Raw genomic sequence first — 15002 nt, 5'->3', positions numbered from 1 at the left:
ACACCATTAACTTTGCCAACGAAATATTTCCCCTTTTTACCCTGCGCACTACCTGTCCCCCTTGTAGAGCCAGGGTTACCCCGTAATTCAGCCAGGATTTTTTTATAAGTTCCGACCGATATATTCCCGTGCTTGTTTAATCTCGCCGCCTCGCCATGCACCACATACATACCAGCAGGCAGGACACCCATGTGCCGCAGGGCACGCTCAAAGCGCTTGTCGTTCCGATTCACATCCATGACCGACGGGGCTAGATATTTGCTGGGTGCAGTACCGTTGGAAACCTGATCACGGATAAAGACTTTGGCAATGCCTGAACGCTTGGTGGCTTTCTTCACCAATACAGAGTTCAGCGTTAACTTTGCCGGGATTGTAAATACACGCCCCATAGCTGAGCGCTCTTCTCCCCGTATACGAAAGGCCACATTATTTAGGGCAACCGAGCTGGCATAAGGTAATTGCTTTTTTAATTCAACAGATGCTCTATCAAACTTTAAAGTATCCAGCTTTACACTAACGTCCATCGTCCCCGCCCTACTGCTGTTCCTGCAGCTTCAAGCGTTTATGGTTGTAGTACCAATTAATCATTAAACCGGCTGCAGCTATCAGCACACCAGCAAGGCCAAGCCAGTTGTTTGCAAGCCAACCCGCGAAAGTTCCAGCACCAATGGCAGTCATATAGCCAGCTTTATCCGCTATTTCTCTCAGGGCATCCTGAAGCGTCATGACTGCTTCCAGGCAATAGTTGCCTTCTCAATGCTGCGCCCCACGACATAACCACCTAGGCCGATTTTTACATTTCCAGAAGGGCGAGAGTCTGGTTCTCGCTAAGGTTTGGCGCTATCCACCCCAACCAATGAAAGACGATCAGCCCCACGAACGTAAGCATTGTTACTGGCCGCCAGTTTCTTTGTAGCCATGACTCTCCCCCAGCTTCTGCAGTGATTACCCGGGTAGCCGCTCGCAACTCCTCCAGGTCCATTGAGATTAACTTTAAATCCACCTGCGCCTTTAGGCGATTGGCTTCTGTCTTATCCGGGAATGCCTTGTCTATGACCTTGCCAACCAGGTTGGATATAGCTGAAATCATTAGTAGCTCCATACCGTAGGGCGCGCACGCTCGCTCGCCAGGAATTGATTCAAGGTCATCCAAATGGATAAACCGCTTTTTGATCGGCCCTTTCTGCTTCACGCCTATACCGGTGAAACCCTCTTCTAAGGCAATTTTTATGAGCCTATGCGCCCCGCTCACAGCCACCGAAATATCAACAGCCTGGCCGGTGGTATGGGCCATGGTGGCATTCAATCTGGCGTTATGAACTGGGCAGCGGTAACCGGAGTTAATAATCACCGGTTTGCCATAGCGCTCTCTAACTTGGATTAAGCGCCTGAGCGTTTCATCTTTGAAGTGATTTTTGCCACAACAACGGCAGGCCAATTCCAACTCTTTGAAATAGTCGTTATCAAACATAGAAGTACCAGAAATAAAAAAACCCGCACAGGGCGGGTTAATTTTTATGAAATAAGTATCGCTACAGAACGACTTTACTAAGACTTTTTAACTGACTTAAATAAACAGCGTATCTTAAACCTTAAATCAAAAATAAGGATACGATTAAAGCTCGTAAGCTTCCCTCAGCACATCTTTAAGATAAATATGATGTGTTTCAAACTCCATACCTTGCGCGTCTTTAGCTTTAATACTGACAGCTGTTTCATCACCATCAGGCCCAGGCATTGTTGAGACTTCTAACTTGTATGCCTCAAAAAACTTTGACTCATCGCCGTAGGGTGCGTGAAAATGAAAAACTTCTTTCCCTTCTCCAAACCACAGCAATTCGATAACAAATGCCATATCACCATTGCTTGAATTTGGATCAACAGCTGGATTATCTCTTAGCGATAACTCAACCTGACTACCATCAACCGTAAGCGATTTGACATCAATAACTTTGCTTGGAGTCACATCAACTAATTGTCCATTAGCAGAAAATAGCCGCTGGTCAAAATTTAGTGAACGCTCTTCCCCAATAAAGTCTTCAGCTTCAGAGACAAAACCTTCAATGTGAACCATTGCATTATTAGGATTGCCAGCATTAAAACCGTCTATTGCAATATCAAGCTGACGAAACACCCAAGCATCATCGACGGTGGAATAATACCTCCAACCTTGGTCCCCTGCTTTGAAATTACTTACTGACAAACTGGGCGCATAAGGAAAATTAATTTCTAACGATGTAAGCATAGCAGGCACTGAATTATCCGCTTGCTCAACAGTCAAAACCACAGAGCTAGCGTCATTCAAATTTAGGCCTGGGTACTGTATCTCACCGTTAGATGAATGCAGATCCTGAAGTTCATACTTGAACGTTTTAGCTTGCGCACCGAAGGATATTAAAGCCACAGAAACAGCTATTGTTTTAATGGTATTTCTTAAAAACATAAAAATTCACTGAAAAATAAATTGAATTAACCGCTCGAAGAGAAAGTGAACCTTATAACGCACATCAAAACCCAGCACCTGATCACATTTTTCGGAAATTCCATTCAAAAAAGGTATAAAGTATAGGTTAAGGTCTACAGAATTTTATCAACGGCAGTAAACCTTCTGCACCTCACCTCGAATAGTCAATTTCCGTCCTCGCCGGGTGTTTGAGGTAGCGGTACTCCCATTGCCCATTGCCCATTGCCCATTGCCTCATAATCAAACGCCGCTGCAGAGCCATCAAAGGCATCATACCAAGCCTGTCTCGTTGAATCGAATCTCATGCCACCCCTCCAAGACTGTAAACACTAACCTCAACTGGCCCGACTGGGCCCTATCACGCGGCCAACTGAAAACTATTGGCTTGGTGCTCGGGGCTTATCAGCTGGTATCTCTCAATATCTCACCGATTAGACGATCTCTCGCTCGCTGGAGGGGCATTATGGGAGCAAACCTCTCCCGCCTCACCCAATTGCACCACACAGCCAGCTGGGCATACCCTGACAGCCTGATTATAAAATTCTCTGGTCAGCTGCCTATCATCGGGAGGCGAGTTCCACGCCTGAATGCGGAGCGGATTCCTCGCACAGAAGTAAATTTTTTGCGCGGTTATCATTGGCTTCTACGCTCCTGAGTCAAAAAAATGAGTCCATTAATATGGGCTTTGTAAACCAAAAATCAGAACAATATTTTTTTTGCCATCTCAACTTCTATAACACCGCGAGAAACGCAATTTAAAGTAAGATTTTTAGCCAGCTCTCCCGGTAGATACTCTCCCTGAATGTTTGAGCGAACAATCACTGCTCTATCATCGACTACCACATTAAAGGCCACCTCTGTCTTGGTGTGATTGTCATCCAAATAATCCACCCCTTTAGCCGTACCACAATGGGCCTGATTCGGCGAAAGCTTCCAATTTTTCAAAGAAGTAGAGATATAACCCGCCTCTAAATCGGCAGATAAAATTTGAAATCCGTCTCTCAACAAGGCCTGTCTCGCCTTACTCAAGACCTCCTGCTTATTTGAGAAGTGCTCTATTGCGAAATACTCGCTAATTATCACTGGCGTATCATTCTTTACAGCACAACCCTCTAAGCCAGGTAACAGTAGAACTCCTACTACCAAACCTCTTAGTTTTTTCATTCTTATCCTCCGTGAAAAGTACACTTCGAGCATATCAAGGGTATTAACCTCGAAAAATTAACTTATGGATAACAACCCAAATATTACCTTTCGGAAACTGTAATCGTTGACCAAGGATAGGGCACCCAAGTGAACACCGCTAAGCCGTTCAGACTATTGGCCCCACGCCACGCCGAAGCGCTGACACACTGCGCCTGCGGCCTCTTCAATCGTGAGACCACCCAAGCTATGCAGTTCTCTGTGATCAACGTCAATAACTTGCTGGCAGAGTGGTTTTACAAATTCCAACTCCGCCCCACAATTCTAGCCATTCAATTTCGCAACAACTGGGAGAAAATCACATGACCGGAGCACCGATAGGGAATATGGAAGCTCTGAAGCAGATTCTCAACGCTAACCGAATCCCCTATATATGCCGCAAAGATGGCTCGCCCGCCCTTACCTGGGAAATCGTCAATCAAGCCACCTTAGCCCGCGGAACGTCAAAGCTAAGCCCAGCCAGCAGCAACCTGCCTGAAGGCTTTATCCTGGGAGCAGCGAAATGATGGGTAGAAGACGCAACCCTGAAAACGCATGGATGCCGCCGCATGTAGCCCGCTACATGAATGGCTATCGATTTCGCAAGCATGGCGAACCAACCAAGCATATTGCCGGCCCCGACGCGTCCCAGGCTGAAGTGTGGGTTGCCTATGAGAAATACCTAGCCGGTCTGGTGCAAAAGATCTTTACCTTCGCGGATTTAGTAGAGCTCTATTTCGCCTCCCCTCAATACACCAAACATATAAAACCGCAGACTCAAAGAGACTATCATCGCTACAGCCAGCGTGTTCTCGTGGTATTCGGTGAAATGGAACCAGATAATATCAGCTCCCCACTAGTGCAGATGTTTATGGATGCGCGCGGTGCTGAATACCCCACCTCTGCCAATAGAGAGCGAACCTTTCTAGGCATTGTGATGAAGTGGGGCAAAGCCAGGGGCTTCGTGAAGATTGAAGACCCCACAGCAGTAGTAAAAACAATTAAAGTGAAGCCCGGCGGGTGCTACGTAGAAGACTGGGAATACCAGGCCTTTTGGCAATGGCTGGGTGATCGCGGCCACGTGATGCACCAGTGCGCTATGGAAATTAGCTATCTGTGTGCCGCCAGGCAACAGGATGCACTCGCCCTCACCCGCTCAGATATCCAAGAAGACGGCCTACTTATTGTGCAAGCCAACACAGGCAAAGCTCAGTTAAAGCTTTGGAGCTCAGCACTCAAAGAGGCCATTGACCGAGCAGTAGCCACTAACACCGAAGCACAAATCCAATCCACCCATATCGTCCGCAGCCGCGTTGGCCGTGCCTACACCCGTACTGGGTTCAATGCCATCTGGCAAAGGGAACAGCGAGCAGCACTAGCTGCTGGGGTAATTAAACAGCGCTTTCATGATTCGAAGATCAAAGTAGCAAATGACTTTAAAGGGGATGCTTAATAATTTACTGAGCATAAGGCGTGATCTATGACTGAGAAGCATAACTGCATGTAGATCGGGTGATGCACCTGCGCACAGCCAAAACTACCCAGGCAGACTGTGCTAACAGGTTGCAACCCCTCTCTTAGGCTTTTTTAAGGCCTTCCAAATCAACCAAATATTACGGACAGCCTATTTAGAAGGCTCATTATTAGCTGATAGTAAACAATATATCACTATTAATATACTTGAACTAAGGAGCCTGCAAAAAACTTGGAACAATACTCTGTCCAAAATGATAATCACCCTGACCATCACTTTCTTCACCAGCACCCCAACAGCTAACACTACCGCTATCAATTACACAAGCATGAGTCATTCCAAGGGTTAGTGAAGAAATATTGTTAAGGTTTTGAGGTACTATGCCCTGCCCAAAGTGGGGCCAATTATTTGTATCACTTGAACCAGCCCCCCAACAAATCAATTCACCATTCTCGAAGGCACAGCTATTATAAAAGTAGCCAATTTCGAATAGATCTGGAAGAACCACAGTATCTGGCACTTTATTCTGTCCATAGCCATCAGCTGTTCCCCAACATCTCAAACCCATGCTTCCAGCTGCGCAGGTTATTAATCTACCAGCTCCAAAACTGGTAACTGATGATAAACCACTAGGCGTATCGCTTTGCTTCCAATGATTTGATCCCCAACATTGCAATCCTGCCTCATCAAGCGCACAGGTATGAAAAAAACCAGCTGAAATATCAGTAACTACGCCTAAACTATCGGGAACTCGACTTTGGCCAACATCTGCACCAAAACCATCAGTATTTGACCCCCAACATTTTACTTGCCCATTAGAAAGTACGCAGGAATGCTCATATCCTGCAACTAGCTTCGAAACATTGTTAATCCCTTCAGGCGGAGATGCCTCTCCACTAAAATTACGCCCCCAACATGAAATGCCATTCTCATCTACCGCACAGGTATGGTATTCGCCAGCGGCTAAATGTGTAACGTCACCGAGACCATCAGGAACTGTAGCTTGTCCGACATCATTCAACCCCCAACAATAAACCGACTCTTGCTCTAATGCGCAGGTATGAAAAGCACCAGCATCTACAGTGGATGCCTCCCCGCTAAATGATTGCTCAACAGTAACTTCTATATCAAATACTGGACTATCAAAACTTCCATTATTAAAAGTCACTTCAATCTTATAAGTACCAGCATCTTTATAGCCGGGCCTTAATATAAGATCTATTTTTCCACTATCTGACTGTACAATTGCCCCAAATTCGGGAACCGTTGATGATGTAACTGATACTAGACTTCCAATTTCAGCCGAAAGAACCTCATGAGTAGTTTCTGTACCTTCGGATACAATTATTTCTTCAGGAAAAGTTATTTCAGGGATAAAAGCAGCCTGAGTTACAACTATTTCAAATATGACTTTCTGCTTCCTGAACCCATCGTTTAATTCAAAATCAACAGTATAGACTCCAGCTGAGCCAAATTTTGGAGCCAACTCAATGACCAGGTCATTGGACTCACCAATAAATATATTTGCAAAATCAGGGGCAACCAAGTTGTCTATATGGACTTCATTTGCACCAATTCGATTGACAGGTATTCTCGAGACTTCACTGCCAGCTTCCTCAATTGAAAAATCATTCAGGTCATCAATCATCCCTCTAGAGCTACTATTCACCACCCGAACGGAAAAGGAAGTATTTGTAATAGCTTCACCGTCAGATATGTCAATACTTAAATGGTATTCTCCCTCATCACCGGCTTCTGCTGCAAAGGTCAATGATAGCTTTCCGTTATTATTATCACTTGCAGAAATGAACTGAGGCAGATTTTCAATATTGAAAGATAAAGAGTCATCTTCTGGGTCTTCAGCAGATACTTGAAGGGTCAGATTGACACCAACTTCCAAGGTGAAATCTTGAATCCGATTTGACACTACTGGAACTCGGTTTTCCTTATTAGCCGCTTCGTTGCTTGATGGGCCTCTCTTACTTGACCCTCCATCCTTACATGCTTGCAGGGCAAAACAAAAAATCAACAATAAAAGGGGAAAATAATGATTTGAGAACTTCACGCTATAATATCTTTGTATTAAAAATTTTGTTGCACACCATGTGTGTACAATACTTAGTTAGACTTTATTACCCTCCAAAAATTGCCACCGCACTTTCAACATCTAAGATTTAAAGCACTAGCGGTAATTTCGGAAATTCAAGAGAACAATAGTCTATGAAAATAGCGACTTCCCTTCGCCAACCTCAAAAGCAAGACTTTATTAGTCTCTAAATATTAAAGGAGCAAACTTTCTGTCCTCACCACACTTATATGGATAGGCAGATAGAAAAATGAAAAACCCCCACATCAAGCGAGGCTCCTCCCCCTGAAAAACAAAAAATACTAATTCATTTGTTTATATGAGGGCCCCTTTAAAAAAGCTCCTACACTACCACTGATAGGCCAGCTTTACTGTCGCACCGGTAGTATTATCATCATAATACGGCCCATCATATGAGCTAGCTCCTGCATGAACAGCAGCGCCAAGGACAAAAGAAGATTCAGAAAACCCTGAAAAGTAATAGTTGTAGAGCAATGCAAGACCATGATAGCGCACCGCATCATCACCAGCATAATCAACTTCAACAAGCCCCAGGAAAGCACCTAAAGAATGACTATCGGAAGATACAAGGCGCTCCCAACCTAAGCCGTACCCCGTAACCGAACCAGCCTCCTCCGAGAAACCCTTCCAACCCAAAGAGCCGAAGTACTTATCTTTACCGCGGTTAATCGAGTACTTTGCTCCTAGCCCAGCATGATCCACACCCACGCCTACTGACAAATTTGTGTCACCTGCCGCAAAGGTGAGCGCAGAAAAACTCAAGAAAAATACGCACAACAAATACTTCACTATTCTAGATCCCAACCACTAAAAAATTCGGAACAAATATATTGTCTAAAGTCAAAATTTAAAATACTACTCTTTATGAATTCTTGAAGACTCATTAAGCCTTCTTGAATACTCAGTGAAAGATAACTCATGATTTTTCAGCTCTTCACAATAATCAAACTCAAGTTCAAATTTTTTGGCATGAGGAATCGCAATGAAATGTGCAATATTCCAGTCCCCCATATTTTTTTCTAAATAATATTCTTTTAGCTCATTCACACTGCCATTAATCTTTCTAAGCGCTTCCATTGATAAATTAAACGCCCCGTCAACTGATCTCAACTCTCCAGCCCATACAGAGATCAGAGAAGAATTCCCAACATGCATAGCAAGGGCATGGATTTCGCTCGAAATATCTGTAGCCTCGCAGTACAACAATTTTGCAATCTCAGAATATATTTCTTTATCTTTCATTCAGGGTTCCATCGCAGAAAATTTATTCAGACTAGACTGCCACACCAAATATTGGCGGCATTTTCTCTTTATAAAGCCCTCATTACAACCAAGCGCGAAGATGTTCTAGGGAAGTTTGTCAGACACAAAGATACTGGATAAATATCCAATCGAGGGAGCCGAAAAAATCGATTGTGGTAAAAATTACCCCCTCGAATTACCCCTCTAGGGCCCAAAACGAAAAAACCCCGCACTAGGCGAGGTTTTAATTCCTTGAAAAACAAGGAAGAATCTGGGGTGGCCGACGGGGATCGAACCCGCGACCTCAGGAGCCACAAGCAGTGTGCTCTAACTTGAATATCAACAAGTTACCCGGTTTTCAGGTGCCAAATACTGTATAAATATATACCATGTTTGCCCCGAAGCTCAGCCACTCAGGCTGTTTTTGGCACCGCAGATTTTAACTGTATATGTACCCAGCCCCGGCTTTTAAAGTAAGAGCCCCTCAAGCCCTTACAGCTGCGCGATGATACCTGATTGACGCCTTTACAACACCCTCAACTATCAGTTCCTGCCCCTCCCAGATAGGGATTGGCTTATATTTCTCATTTGCCGACAGCAGCCTCCCCCGCCCTCTATCCAAGATTTTGCAGGTCAGTTGCCCATCCAGAGCCACAACTACCACATCACCATTTACTGGCGTCAGGGAGCGGTCAATGATGAGAATGTCCCGGTCGAAGATTCCCACCCCTTGCATAGAGTCGCCATTGGCACGAGCCATGAATGTCGCCGGGCCATTGGTTATTAAATGCTCATCGAGGCTGAGGGCTTCTTCTTTGTGGTCATCTGCTGGTGAGGGGAAGCCGCAGCTTACGCCACTGCCGTAAAGAGAGGTAAATTTCATGGTGCCACCCAATACTGTTTATACATACAGTATAGAGAGGCCTGGAGCGGTCAGGCAAGGGGGGCGCGTGACCTCAGCGCCACCTCTTGGCCTTGCCTGACTACTTTAATAATTCTCGAAGCTGTTCTTGCTTTTTATTTAAGGCATTTAGCTCATCAACAAGAGTGTTGGTTGCTGCATCCAGGTTGTTTATCTGCACCTTTAGCATGTCCCTGATTTTCGGGTCGGCAGTGTCTGCGGTCATCTCAATAGTGTTCAAGCAAGCGCGTATCTCGGCTTCAACATCTATAAATGTCATGGTCCAACTCCTTCTTTCCGACGACACATAGGCAATCTACCAAAATACTGTATGAATATACAGTATTCAGAACAGAATGAAGCCGGCGCCTACTTTTCGTACTCAGGAAGTCAGGATATGCAGGAAATAAGAGTTTTTAGAGGGGGTGGGATTGAAGGAGTTACTCACCCAACCAAAAGGGTCAGCAGTCAGGTAGAACTGGTCAATAAATGGCATCCGCTTGCCTTAACGATTGCCATCGGCGCTCAGGCTTCAGCCGTCACCTTTCAAACATACGGATTACATCAAAGTACACCCTAGTGCCCCTCACCGAGTAAAAATTGATAATAAACAAGCCTTCATTTAGCAAGGGTTAACCGAATTTTATCCAATTTCTACGGCATAAAGTTCCACTGTATATTTACGATCAAATTTTACCAGGACAGATAGCATTACAAGGATTTTGTTATGTCAATAGAGCACCTCTTCGACTATCACCCATATCGTGGCGGTCAGAATCCAAAGCATACTGGTGCGAGCGTACAGTTACTTAAGTTCAAGAATGGTGATAACCAAGCCATTCATTTTTTTACAAATCATGTAGAAACAAAACTAAGATCAACTATACCCACGGGTACAAGCTTTAGTGTGGCAACGGTACCATCATCAACTGAAGGGAAGGCTCACAAAGGCTTCGGTCCAATGATTAGGCTTCTAAAGGGCAAGTTTCCTGAGATCAAAAATAGCGTCAATCTACTGAAAAGAATCAGCTCGATTGAGACTTTACATAAAGGTGGGGCTAGGACAAAAAACGTACATCAGAACTCTCTGATAGCAGTTGATTCCATTGTTACCGGCGATAAAGTGGTACTATTAGACGATGTGACCACAAGCGGCAACTCGCTAGAAGTGGCAACACAGCTGCTACAACAAAAAGGGGCTGTTGTGATTCTAACCCTGGCTCTCTGTAAAACTGTTTAATGAATGACATAGTAGAAATCCGACGCGGTGATCGCGAGTACCCTGCAGGGCTGGAGGATACTCCTAGCCCTCCTGCCGTTTTGTACGCTCGTGGCAATGTCAGCCTACTCAGTCGGCCTGGAGTGGCGATAGTTGGCTCTCGAGATGCCTCACCTAACGGCCTAGAGATTGCGCGAAGAATCGCGGGTTACGTTGTCTCCAAGGGTAATGTTGTCATAAGTGGGCTTGCCCTGGGGATTGATGCTGCAGCCCATGAGGGCGCCCTGGCAGCCGGGGGTGACACTATCGCAGTGCTTGCCCACGGTCTGCACACTGCAAACCCTCGGGCAAACTATAAGCTAGCGATGAAAATACTCGATGCTGGCGGCCTCTGGGTATCCGAACACCCTGAAGGTGTATCTCCGCAAAGGCACTTCTTTGTAGCAAGAAACAGGATTCAAGTTGGCCTGTCTCAATCCTCGGTCATCGTGGAGTCTGCGGCATCAAGCGGGACTATGAAGCATGTAGATTTCTGCCTGCAGGCTCGCCACCGACTCTTTGCCGTTGCCCCTCATAACCCTGAGAATTCACTAGGCCTAAACTGTCAGGGCCCAATGAAGCTCATCAATGAAGGGAAGGCAACAGCCCTAAGAACAAAGTCAGACTACGATCTCCTAGAGCTGTAACCGCCCTACTCTCCCAAAAGCGCCAAAATCTGGGCTGACTCTTCCTGTGAGAACTTCAGCCCATACTTCTCCACTATCGACATAAAGCGCTGCACATAGATGGCCTGAACGGGCTCATAGAGTGGCATCCACTCGTCTGGGCCCTTGTCGCCCTGAGTACATCGTTGGGGGAAACTCTTAGTGCCCTAGTTAGACTGATATGGCAAAATGCGTGTCACCAATAAGCAATAAAATGAGGGATCACTTTATGGCTGGACACCCCGCCTTGACCGAGAAAGATGAGCGTACGGATGTATTGCTTTACGGTGGTAGAAAATACAACATAAAACTCAGCTTTCACCAAGTCAAAAATATGAATGGGCACGCTGTTGGACTGAAGTTTGAAGATTCCACTGGCAGCATGGATTCATCCAAAACCGGCGTTTCGGTTTCTGGACGAGGGCTCGCAAGAGCAATAGGCCTTAGAGCAGTTGAGATGTTGGGCGATTTACGCGGTGTTGATTTCTTTGGCTTTTATCTTCTTACGGAAGGGCTTGATGAGAGGCAAATAAGGCTAAAGGATGCTCTTTATAGCATTCAAGCAAAGGAGATGCACAAAGCCGTTAAAGATACCTTGCCACACGGCATCAAGATTGATGTGGAAGGCGGCATAGGTTGGGGAATGAGTCGCTATGAACCTCAAAAGCTGCCGCAGATGCAGCTCTTCCTCAAAGAGTTGGGCAAAACTATTAGGGAGTCCGCGCTATGTTAGTACGATTTTATGAAGACAGAATTGATGAACTTCCCGATGATGTTGCAAAATTTTATCTGTCTCGAATGGGCGTAGAGTTTATTGCTGAAATGACAGCACAAGAGATCAACGCGCTTATAAGCGGCTCAATGACAGGGAACACGTTGGAGGAAGCCATAGAAGAAGCCAGGCGTGAGATGGTTGAACTAAGCGAGGAAGAAGACCGTTTGACGGATGAGGCTCTAAAGCGTTACGCAAAAGAAATAACGATTGAGAATATTGGCATGGTTAAGTTCAACGACATGTTTTGAGCGGCCCTTCAATGGCGCTAAAAATCGTCGGTTCAGCCCCGCGAACACGAGGCACATCCAATCACATCAACCCATACTTCTCGGCAATGCTCTGAAACTGTTGGGCATAAATGGTGCGGGCGGGTTGATAAGGAGGCAACCACTCATCAGGGCCTTTATCGCCCTTGCTTTGATTGTGGCTGTCATCCACCAGCCAGAGGTTGGCCGGGTCTTCGGCAAAGGCGCGGCGCTGTTCGCGGGTCCAGTTGGCACCGCCGTGCTTATGGGCCCATGAAAGTGGGACGATATGCTCTACATCCAGGTCCGAAGCTTTTTGGAAAAACTGGCCGGTATAGGGGTCCATCCATAATCCCGATACCACGGTGCAAGCCCTCTCATTGCTGAAGGTCACCGGAGCCAGGGAGAGTCGAATCAGCAGCTCCTGGCGCGTGTTCTGGCAATCACCATCGACATCGGACCATCTGGGAAGCCACTGCTGGCGGTCGTAAGCCTCAGGCTCGGCTTCGTAGCAGCCACCCAAAGTAGCCGCTACGACAAGTAGAGAAAGTAAACGCATAAATCTAAAACGCCAGAAGGTTACTCTGATTTCATTTTTTTATAGATATTGTTATGTCGCTCCACCATCATACGCCTCACGAACCTCATCTGATACAGTAAGAGCATGCCGCAATATATCCATACAAGAGGTAATTAGCTTTTCCGATCTGTCTGGCTCTAGAAGGAAATGGCCACGATACTTCCCCCCATGAAACAAATTATTTCTCACTCTGCACACATAAAGAAGCAAAACACCAACCTTAGTTTCTGCCTGAGGTGAATTTCTTGACCAATCCAGCTCCCCATTTTTCTTTACCACCTGTTTACTAGGTGGATTCTGATTAATATATTCAACGCCCTCAGAAACTTCCTTCGGTAAATTATCATAGAACTGACTATCAATTGACGCCCCAAATGAATCCCAGTTTGCCTTGGCATTACCAGGCCCACAATGATACCTTGCCATCTTCAAAGCATATTCAAATTTAGAAAACAAAAAAAAGAATTTACACACCAACTCTTTTTGATAATCATCCACTTTCACCTCCTCAGCAAACATTTTGACTCTAACCAGAATACCATGACCCGAGTCTCGAAAACCCTAAAATTCCAGCTTAACTTTTATTTGGCTTCCGAAATCCATTATTTTTCTTGCGCAATCTATTTTCCCCCACCATCGATCTACAACATAATAGTTAATTGGATCACGATAGTGATACACATAACTACCTATGCTTTGGTTTTCGTTTACTGGCGAAAGAACACATGGAAGCCCTAGAGCAAAAATGACACTTTCAGGAAGTGTTAAAGATTGCTCTTCAACATTCACCGTTGAATGCTGAACATTTTCGCCAACTTTGACGTTGATAGAGTACCCTTTGGAGAGTTCATCACCATGAGCCAGATGGCATCTAAATTTCTCGTACACAACATCTTCAAATTTCATTCCATCCTTTCGATTATTTTTCCCGAAGGGGAATACTGTTTCTTTTAAATTAACCCCTCCATACATAAGCTCAATAATGTCAATATGATCAACTATGAATTTCCTATATCTTTCCCCATTCTTTTTTATACCTGGATACAGCTTTTTAGCAGTTCCATCGACCGCCAAACAGGCAAAAAGCATAGCCTGATTCAACTCTTTTCTATCACTAGAATCTAAAGAGGATTTGATAAGATCACTGATCTTCATTTACACCTAACACCTCAAAAAATTGTGCCATGTTAAAGAACCCTTAAGAAAATTCGGTTTTTTTTCAACTTTAATATTATCACCAATCACACGAATTTAATCTAAATCACTATCATCATCCACATAAACCCTCCCATCATAATTAACCGCCGTCATACTCACCCGCTCGGTGCCGCTGGGTTTAATGTCGGTGATTAGTGCGGGGTGGCTCCAGCGCTCGGCTTGACCGAACATATACAGCGGCGGTTCCATGCTGCCATCCAGTACTGGGGTGAAATCCAAATTTGAGTTGATTTCTACTACGTTGGCGCTAGCGGTTGGCGTAGCCGTATAGAGGCCGGACAGGGTGCCATCTGGTTTACGCAGAGCGAGGTAGTGCCTACCTATGCCCCACTCCAGCTCCGCATCCAGGGTGATTTCTTGCCCGCTGACTCCCAATACCCTGCCCGTCTGTGAGTAGCCGGGGATGTCGTCGGCGAGGGCGCAGTAGCTTAGATAGCGGCTATTGAGGCCGTCCATTTCGGTCTTAAAGCTATAGCGGGTGCGGCGGTAGCGCTGGGTGCGCCTTTGCCGCATGCCGAAGCGCCAGGCCTTGGTTTTATCGGTGATGCCGAAGGCCCTGACTTTTTTCGGAGCTTGGCCCAGGTCCTCTGGCAAGGTACACAACACCGTGGCCGGTTTCCAGGTTTGCGGGTCGAAATATTCCACCTCGATGCCGTCCGGCTCGTCGGGATCAAACAGCTTTATATCCCTTTCCAGTTCACCGACCATATTGTCTGGTTGGTACATATGTTCGAACGCCGTGCGTGGGCCATCGCGTACCGGAATAATCTGACCATAGTCCAGGGTGGGCTCGGCATAGCCCACCGCTAACACTTTTTTCAGGGCTTCAAACAGGGTGGTTTTGTTGTCGAATACCGCCGAGAAGGTATCGCCGCGCGTGCTCCACAGGGT

The 15002-nt window shown here is 45.7% G+C and carries 23 protein-coding genes; 7 read left to right on the top strand and 16 right to left on the bottom strand.

The window, feature by feature from the left end; genetic code table 11:
* The 6 genes from LC073_RS20785 to LC073_RS20760 all read right to left on the bottom strand — a co-directional run.
* The coding region (locus LC073_RS20785) for a hypothetical protein (RefSeq protein WP_226649454.1) at positions 1–524 on the bottom strand (524 nt) is incomplete at its 3' end.
* Between the two features lie 10 nt (positions 525–534).
* Positions 535–726, bottom strand: a complete 192-nt coding sequence (locus LC073_RS20780) for a holin (RefSeq protein WP_226649452.1) — start codon at positions 724–726, stop codon at positions 535–537.
* A 67-nt stretch (positions 727–793) separates the two neighbouring features.
* Complete coding sequence (locus LC073_RS20775; RefSeq protein ID WP_226649451.1) at positions 794–1471, bottom strand: 3TM-type holin; 678 nt, start codon at positions 1469–1471, stop codon at positions 794–796.
* Between the two features lie 144 nt (positions 1472–1615).
* A complete protein-coding gene (locus LC073_RS20770; protein ID WP_226649449.1) occupies positions 1616–2443 on the bottom strand; it encodes a hypothetical protein in 828 nt (275 codons plus the stop codon).
* A 185-nt stretch (positions 2444–2628) separates the two neighbouring features.
* Entirely contained in the window at positions 2629–2769 is a 141-nt protein-coding gene (locus tag LC073_RS20765; RefSeq protein ID WP_226649447.1) for a hypothetical protein, read from the bottom strand.
* A 394-nt stretch (positions 2770–3163) separates the two neighbouring features.
* Complete coding sequence (locus tag LC073_RS20760) at positions 3164–3628, bottom strand: hypothetical protein (protein WP_226649445.1); 465 nt, start codon at positions 3626–3628, stop codon at positions 3164–3166.
* Between the two features lie 129 nt (positions 3629–3757).
* Between LC073_RS20760 and LC073_RS20755 the strand changes: the two genes are divergently transcribed.
* From LC073_RS20755 to LC073_RS20745, 3 genes are read left to right on the top strand one after another with little or no spacing between them, the layout of a single operon-like run.
* Positions 3758–3973, top strand: a complete 216-nt coding sequence (locus tag LC073_RS20755; RefSeq protein WP_226649443.1) for a hypothetical protein — start codon at positions 3758–3760, stop codon at positions 3971–3973.
* Positions 3970–4173 (top strand): hypothetical protein, encoded by a 204-nt coding sequence (locus tag LC073_RS20750; protein WP_226649441.1) that lies wholly within the window; start codon positions 3970–3972, stop codon positions 4171–4173. Before LC073_RS20755 ends, LC073_RS20750 begins: the two co-directional genes overlap by 4 nt.
* Positions 4170–5099 carry a hypothetical protein gene (locus tag LC073_RS20745; RefSeq protein ID WP_226649439.1) on the top strand — a complete coding sequence of 310 codons (930 nt, stop codon included), beginning with the start codon at positions 4170–4172 and terminating at the stop codon, positions 5097–5099. Before LC073_RS20750 ends, LC073_RS20745 begins: the two co-directional genes overlap by 4 nt.
* A gap of 232 nt (positions 5100–5331) precedes the next feature.
* Here LC073_RS20745 and LC073_RS20740 read toward each other — a convergent pair whose 3' ends face one another.
* The 5 genes from LC073_RS20740 to LC073_RS20720 all read right to left on the bottom strand — a co-directional run bounded on the left by LC073_RS20740 (position 5332) and on the right by LC073_RS20720 (position 9650).
* Positions 5332–7185, bottom strand: coding sequence for an RCC1 domain-containing protein (locus tag LC073_RS20740; protein WP_226649437.1), 1854 nt, complete (start codon positions 7183–7185; stop codon positions 5332–5334).
* 369 nt (positions 7186–7554) lie between these two features.
* Entirely contained in the window at positions 7555–8016 is a 462-nt protein-coding gene (locus tag LC073_RS20735; RefSeq protein ID WP_226649435.1) for a hypothetical protein, read from the bottom strand.
* Between the two features lie 66 nt (positions 8017–8082).
* Complete coding sequence (locus tag LC073_RS20730; protein WP_226649433.1) at positions 8083–8469, bottom strand: hypothetical protein; 387 nt, start codon at positions 8467–8469, stop codon at positions 8083–8085.
* Between the two features lie 484 nt (positions 8470–8953).
* On the bottom strand, positions 8954–9352 hold the full coding sequence (locus LC073_RS20725; RefSeq protein WP_226649431.1) for a LexA family protein: 399 nt from the start codon (positions 9350–9352) through the stop codon (positions 8954–8956).
* Between the two features lie 100 nt (positions 9353–9452).
* Positions 9453–9650 carry a hypothetical protein gene (locus tag LC073_RS20720; RefSeq protein ID WP_226649429.1) on the bottom strand — a complete coding sequence of 66 codons (198 nt, stop codon included), beginning with the start codon at positions 9648–9650 and terminating at the stop codon, positions 9453–9455.
* A 447-nt stretch (positions 9651–10097) separates the two neighbouring features.
* Between LC073_RS20720 and LC073_RS20715 the strand changes: the two genes are divergently transcribed.
* Positions 10098–10610: a ComF family protein gene (locus LC073_RS20715; RefSeq protein ID WP_226649427.1), complete on the top strand. Its 513-nt coding sequence runs from the start codon at positions 10098–10100 to the stop codon at positions 10608–10610.
* Complete coding sequence (locus tag LC073_RS20710) at positions 10610–11275, top strand: DNA-processing protein DprA (protein ID WP_226649425.1); 666 nt, start codon at positions 10610–10612, stop codon at positions 11273–11275. Before LC073_RS20715 ends, LC073_RS20710 begins: the two co-directional genes overlap by 1 nt.
* Positions 11276–11280: 5 nt before the next feature.
* Here LC073_RS20710 and LC073_RS21760 read toward each other — a convergent pair whose 3' ends face one another.
* Positions 11281–11403 carry a hypothetical protein gene (locus LC073_RS21760; protein WP_264190738.1) on the bottom strand — a complete coding sequence of 41 codons (123 nt, stop codon included), beginning with the start codon at positions 11401–11403 and terminating at the stop codon, positions 11281–11283.
* Positions 11404–11522: 119 nt separating this feature from the next.
* On the opposite strand from LC073_RS21760, the gene LC073_RS20705 reads away from it, so the two are divergent.
* Together LC073_RS20705 and LC073_RS20700 are read left to right on the top strand one after the other, a co-directional pair.
* A complete protein-coding gene (locus LC073_RS20705) occupies positions 11523–12026 on the top strand; it encodes a hypothetical protein (RefSeq protein ID WP_226649423.1) in 504 nt (167 codons plus the stop codon).
* On the top strand, positions 12020–12316 hold the full coding sequence (locus LC073_RS20700) for a hypothetical protein (RefSeq protein ID WP_226646540.1): 297 nt from the start codon (positions 12020–12022) through the stop codon (positions 12314–12316). The genes LC073_RS20705 and LC073_RS20700 overlap by 7 nt, the downstream gene beginning before the upstream one ends.
* Positions 12317–12377: 61 nt before the next feature.
* Here the strand turns inward: LC073_RS20700 and LC073_RS20695 are convergent, their stop codons facing one another.
* The 4 genes from LC073_RS20695 to LC073_RS20680 form a co-directional block, all read right to left on the bottom strand.
* Positions 12378–12872, bottom strand: coding sequence for an HNH endonuclease family protein (locus tag LC073_RS20695; protein WP_226649421.1), 495 nt, complete (start codon positions 12870–12872; stop codon positions 12378–12380).
* 51 nt (positions 12873–12923) lie between these two features.
* Positions 12924–13391: a hypothetical protein gene (locus LC073_RS20690; RefSeq protein WP_226649419.1), complete on the bottom strand. Its 468-nt coding sequence runs from the start codon at positions 13389–13391 to the stop codon at positions 12924–12926.
* A 63-nt stretch (positions 13392–13454) separates the two neighbouring features.
* Positions 13455–14048 carry a hypothetical protein gene (locus tag LC073_RS20685; RefSeq protein ID WP_226649418.1) on the bottom strand — a complete coding sequence of 198 codons (594 nt, stop codon included), beginning with the start codon at positions 14046–14048 and terminating at the stop codon, positions 13455–13457.
* Between the two features lie 96 nt (positions 14049–14144).
* Positions 14145–15002 (bottom strand): host specificity factor TipJ family phage tail protein (locus LC073_RS20680; protein WP_226649416.1); only part of this gene is annotated, 858 nt, incomplete at its 5' end.

The organism is Microbulbifer variabilis (genome assembly GCF_020524905.1).
In the GTDB taxonomy this organism is placed as follows: Bacteria; Pseudomonadota; Gammaproteobacteria; order Pseudomonadales; family Cellvibrionaceae; genus Microbulbifer; species Microbulbifer variabilis_A.
The sequence above is the reverse complement of the archived record's forward strand: the minus strand, read 5'-3'. Positions and strand labels throughout refer to the sequence as shown.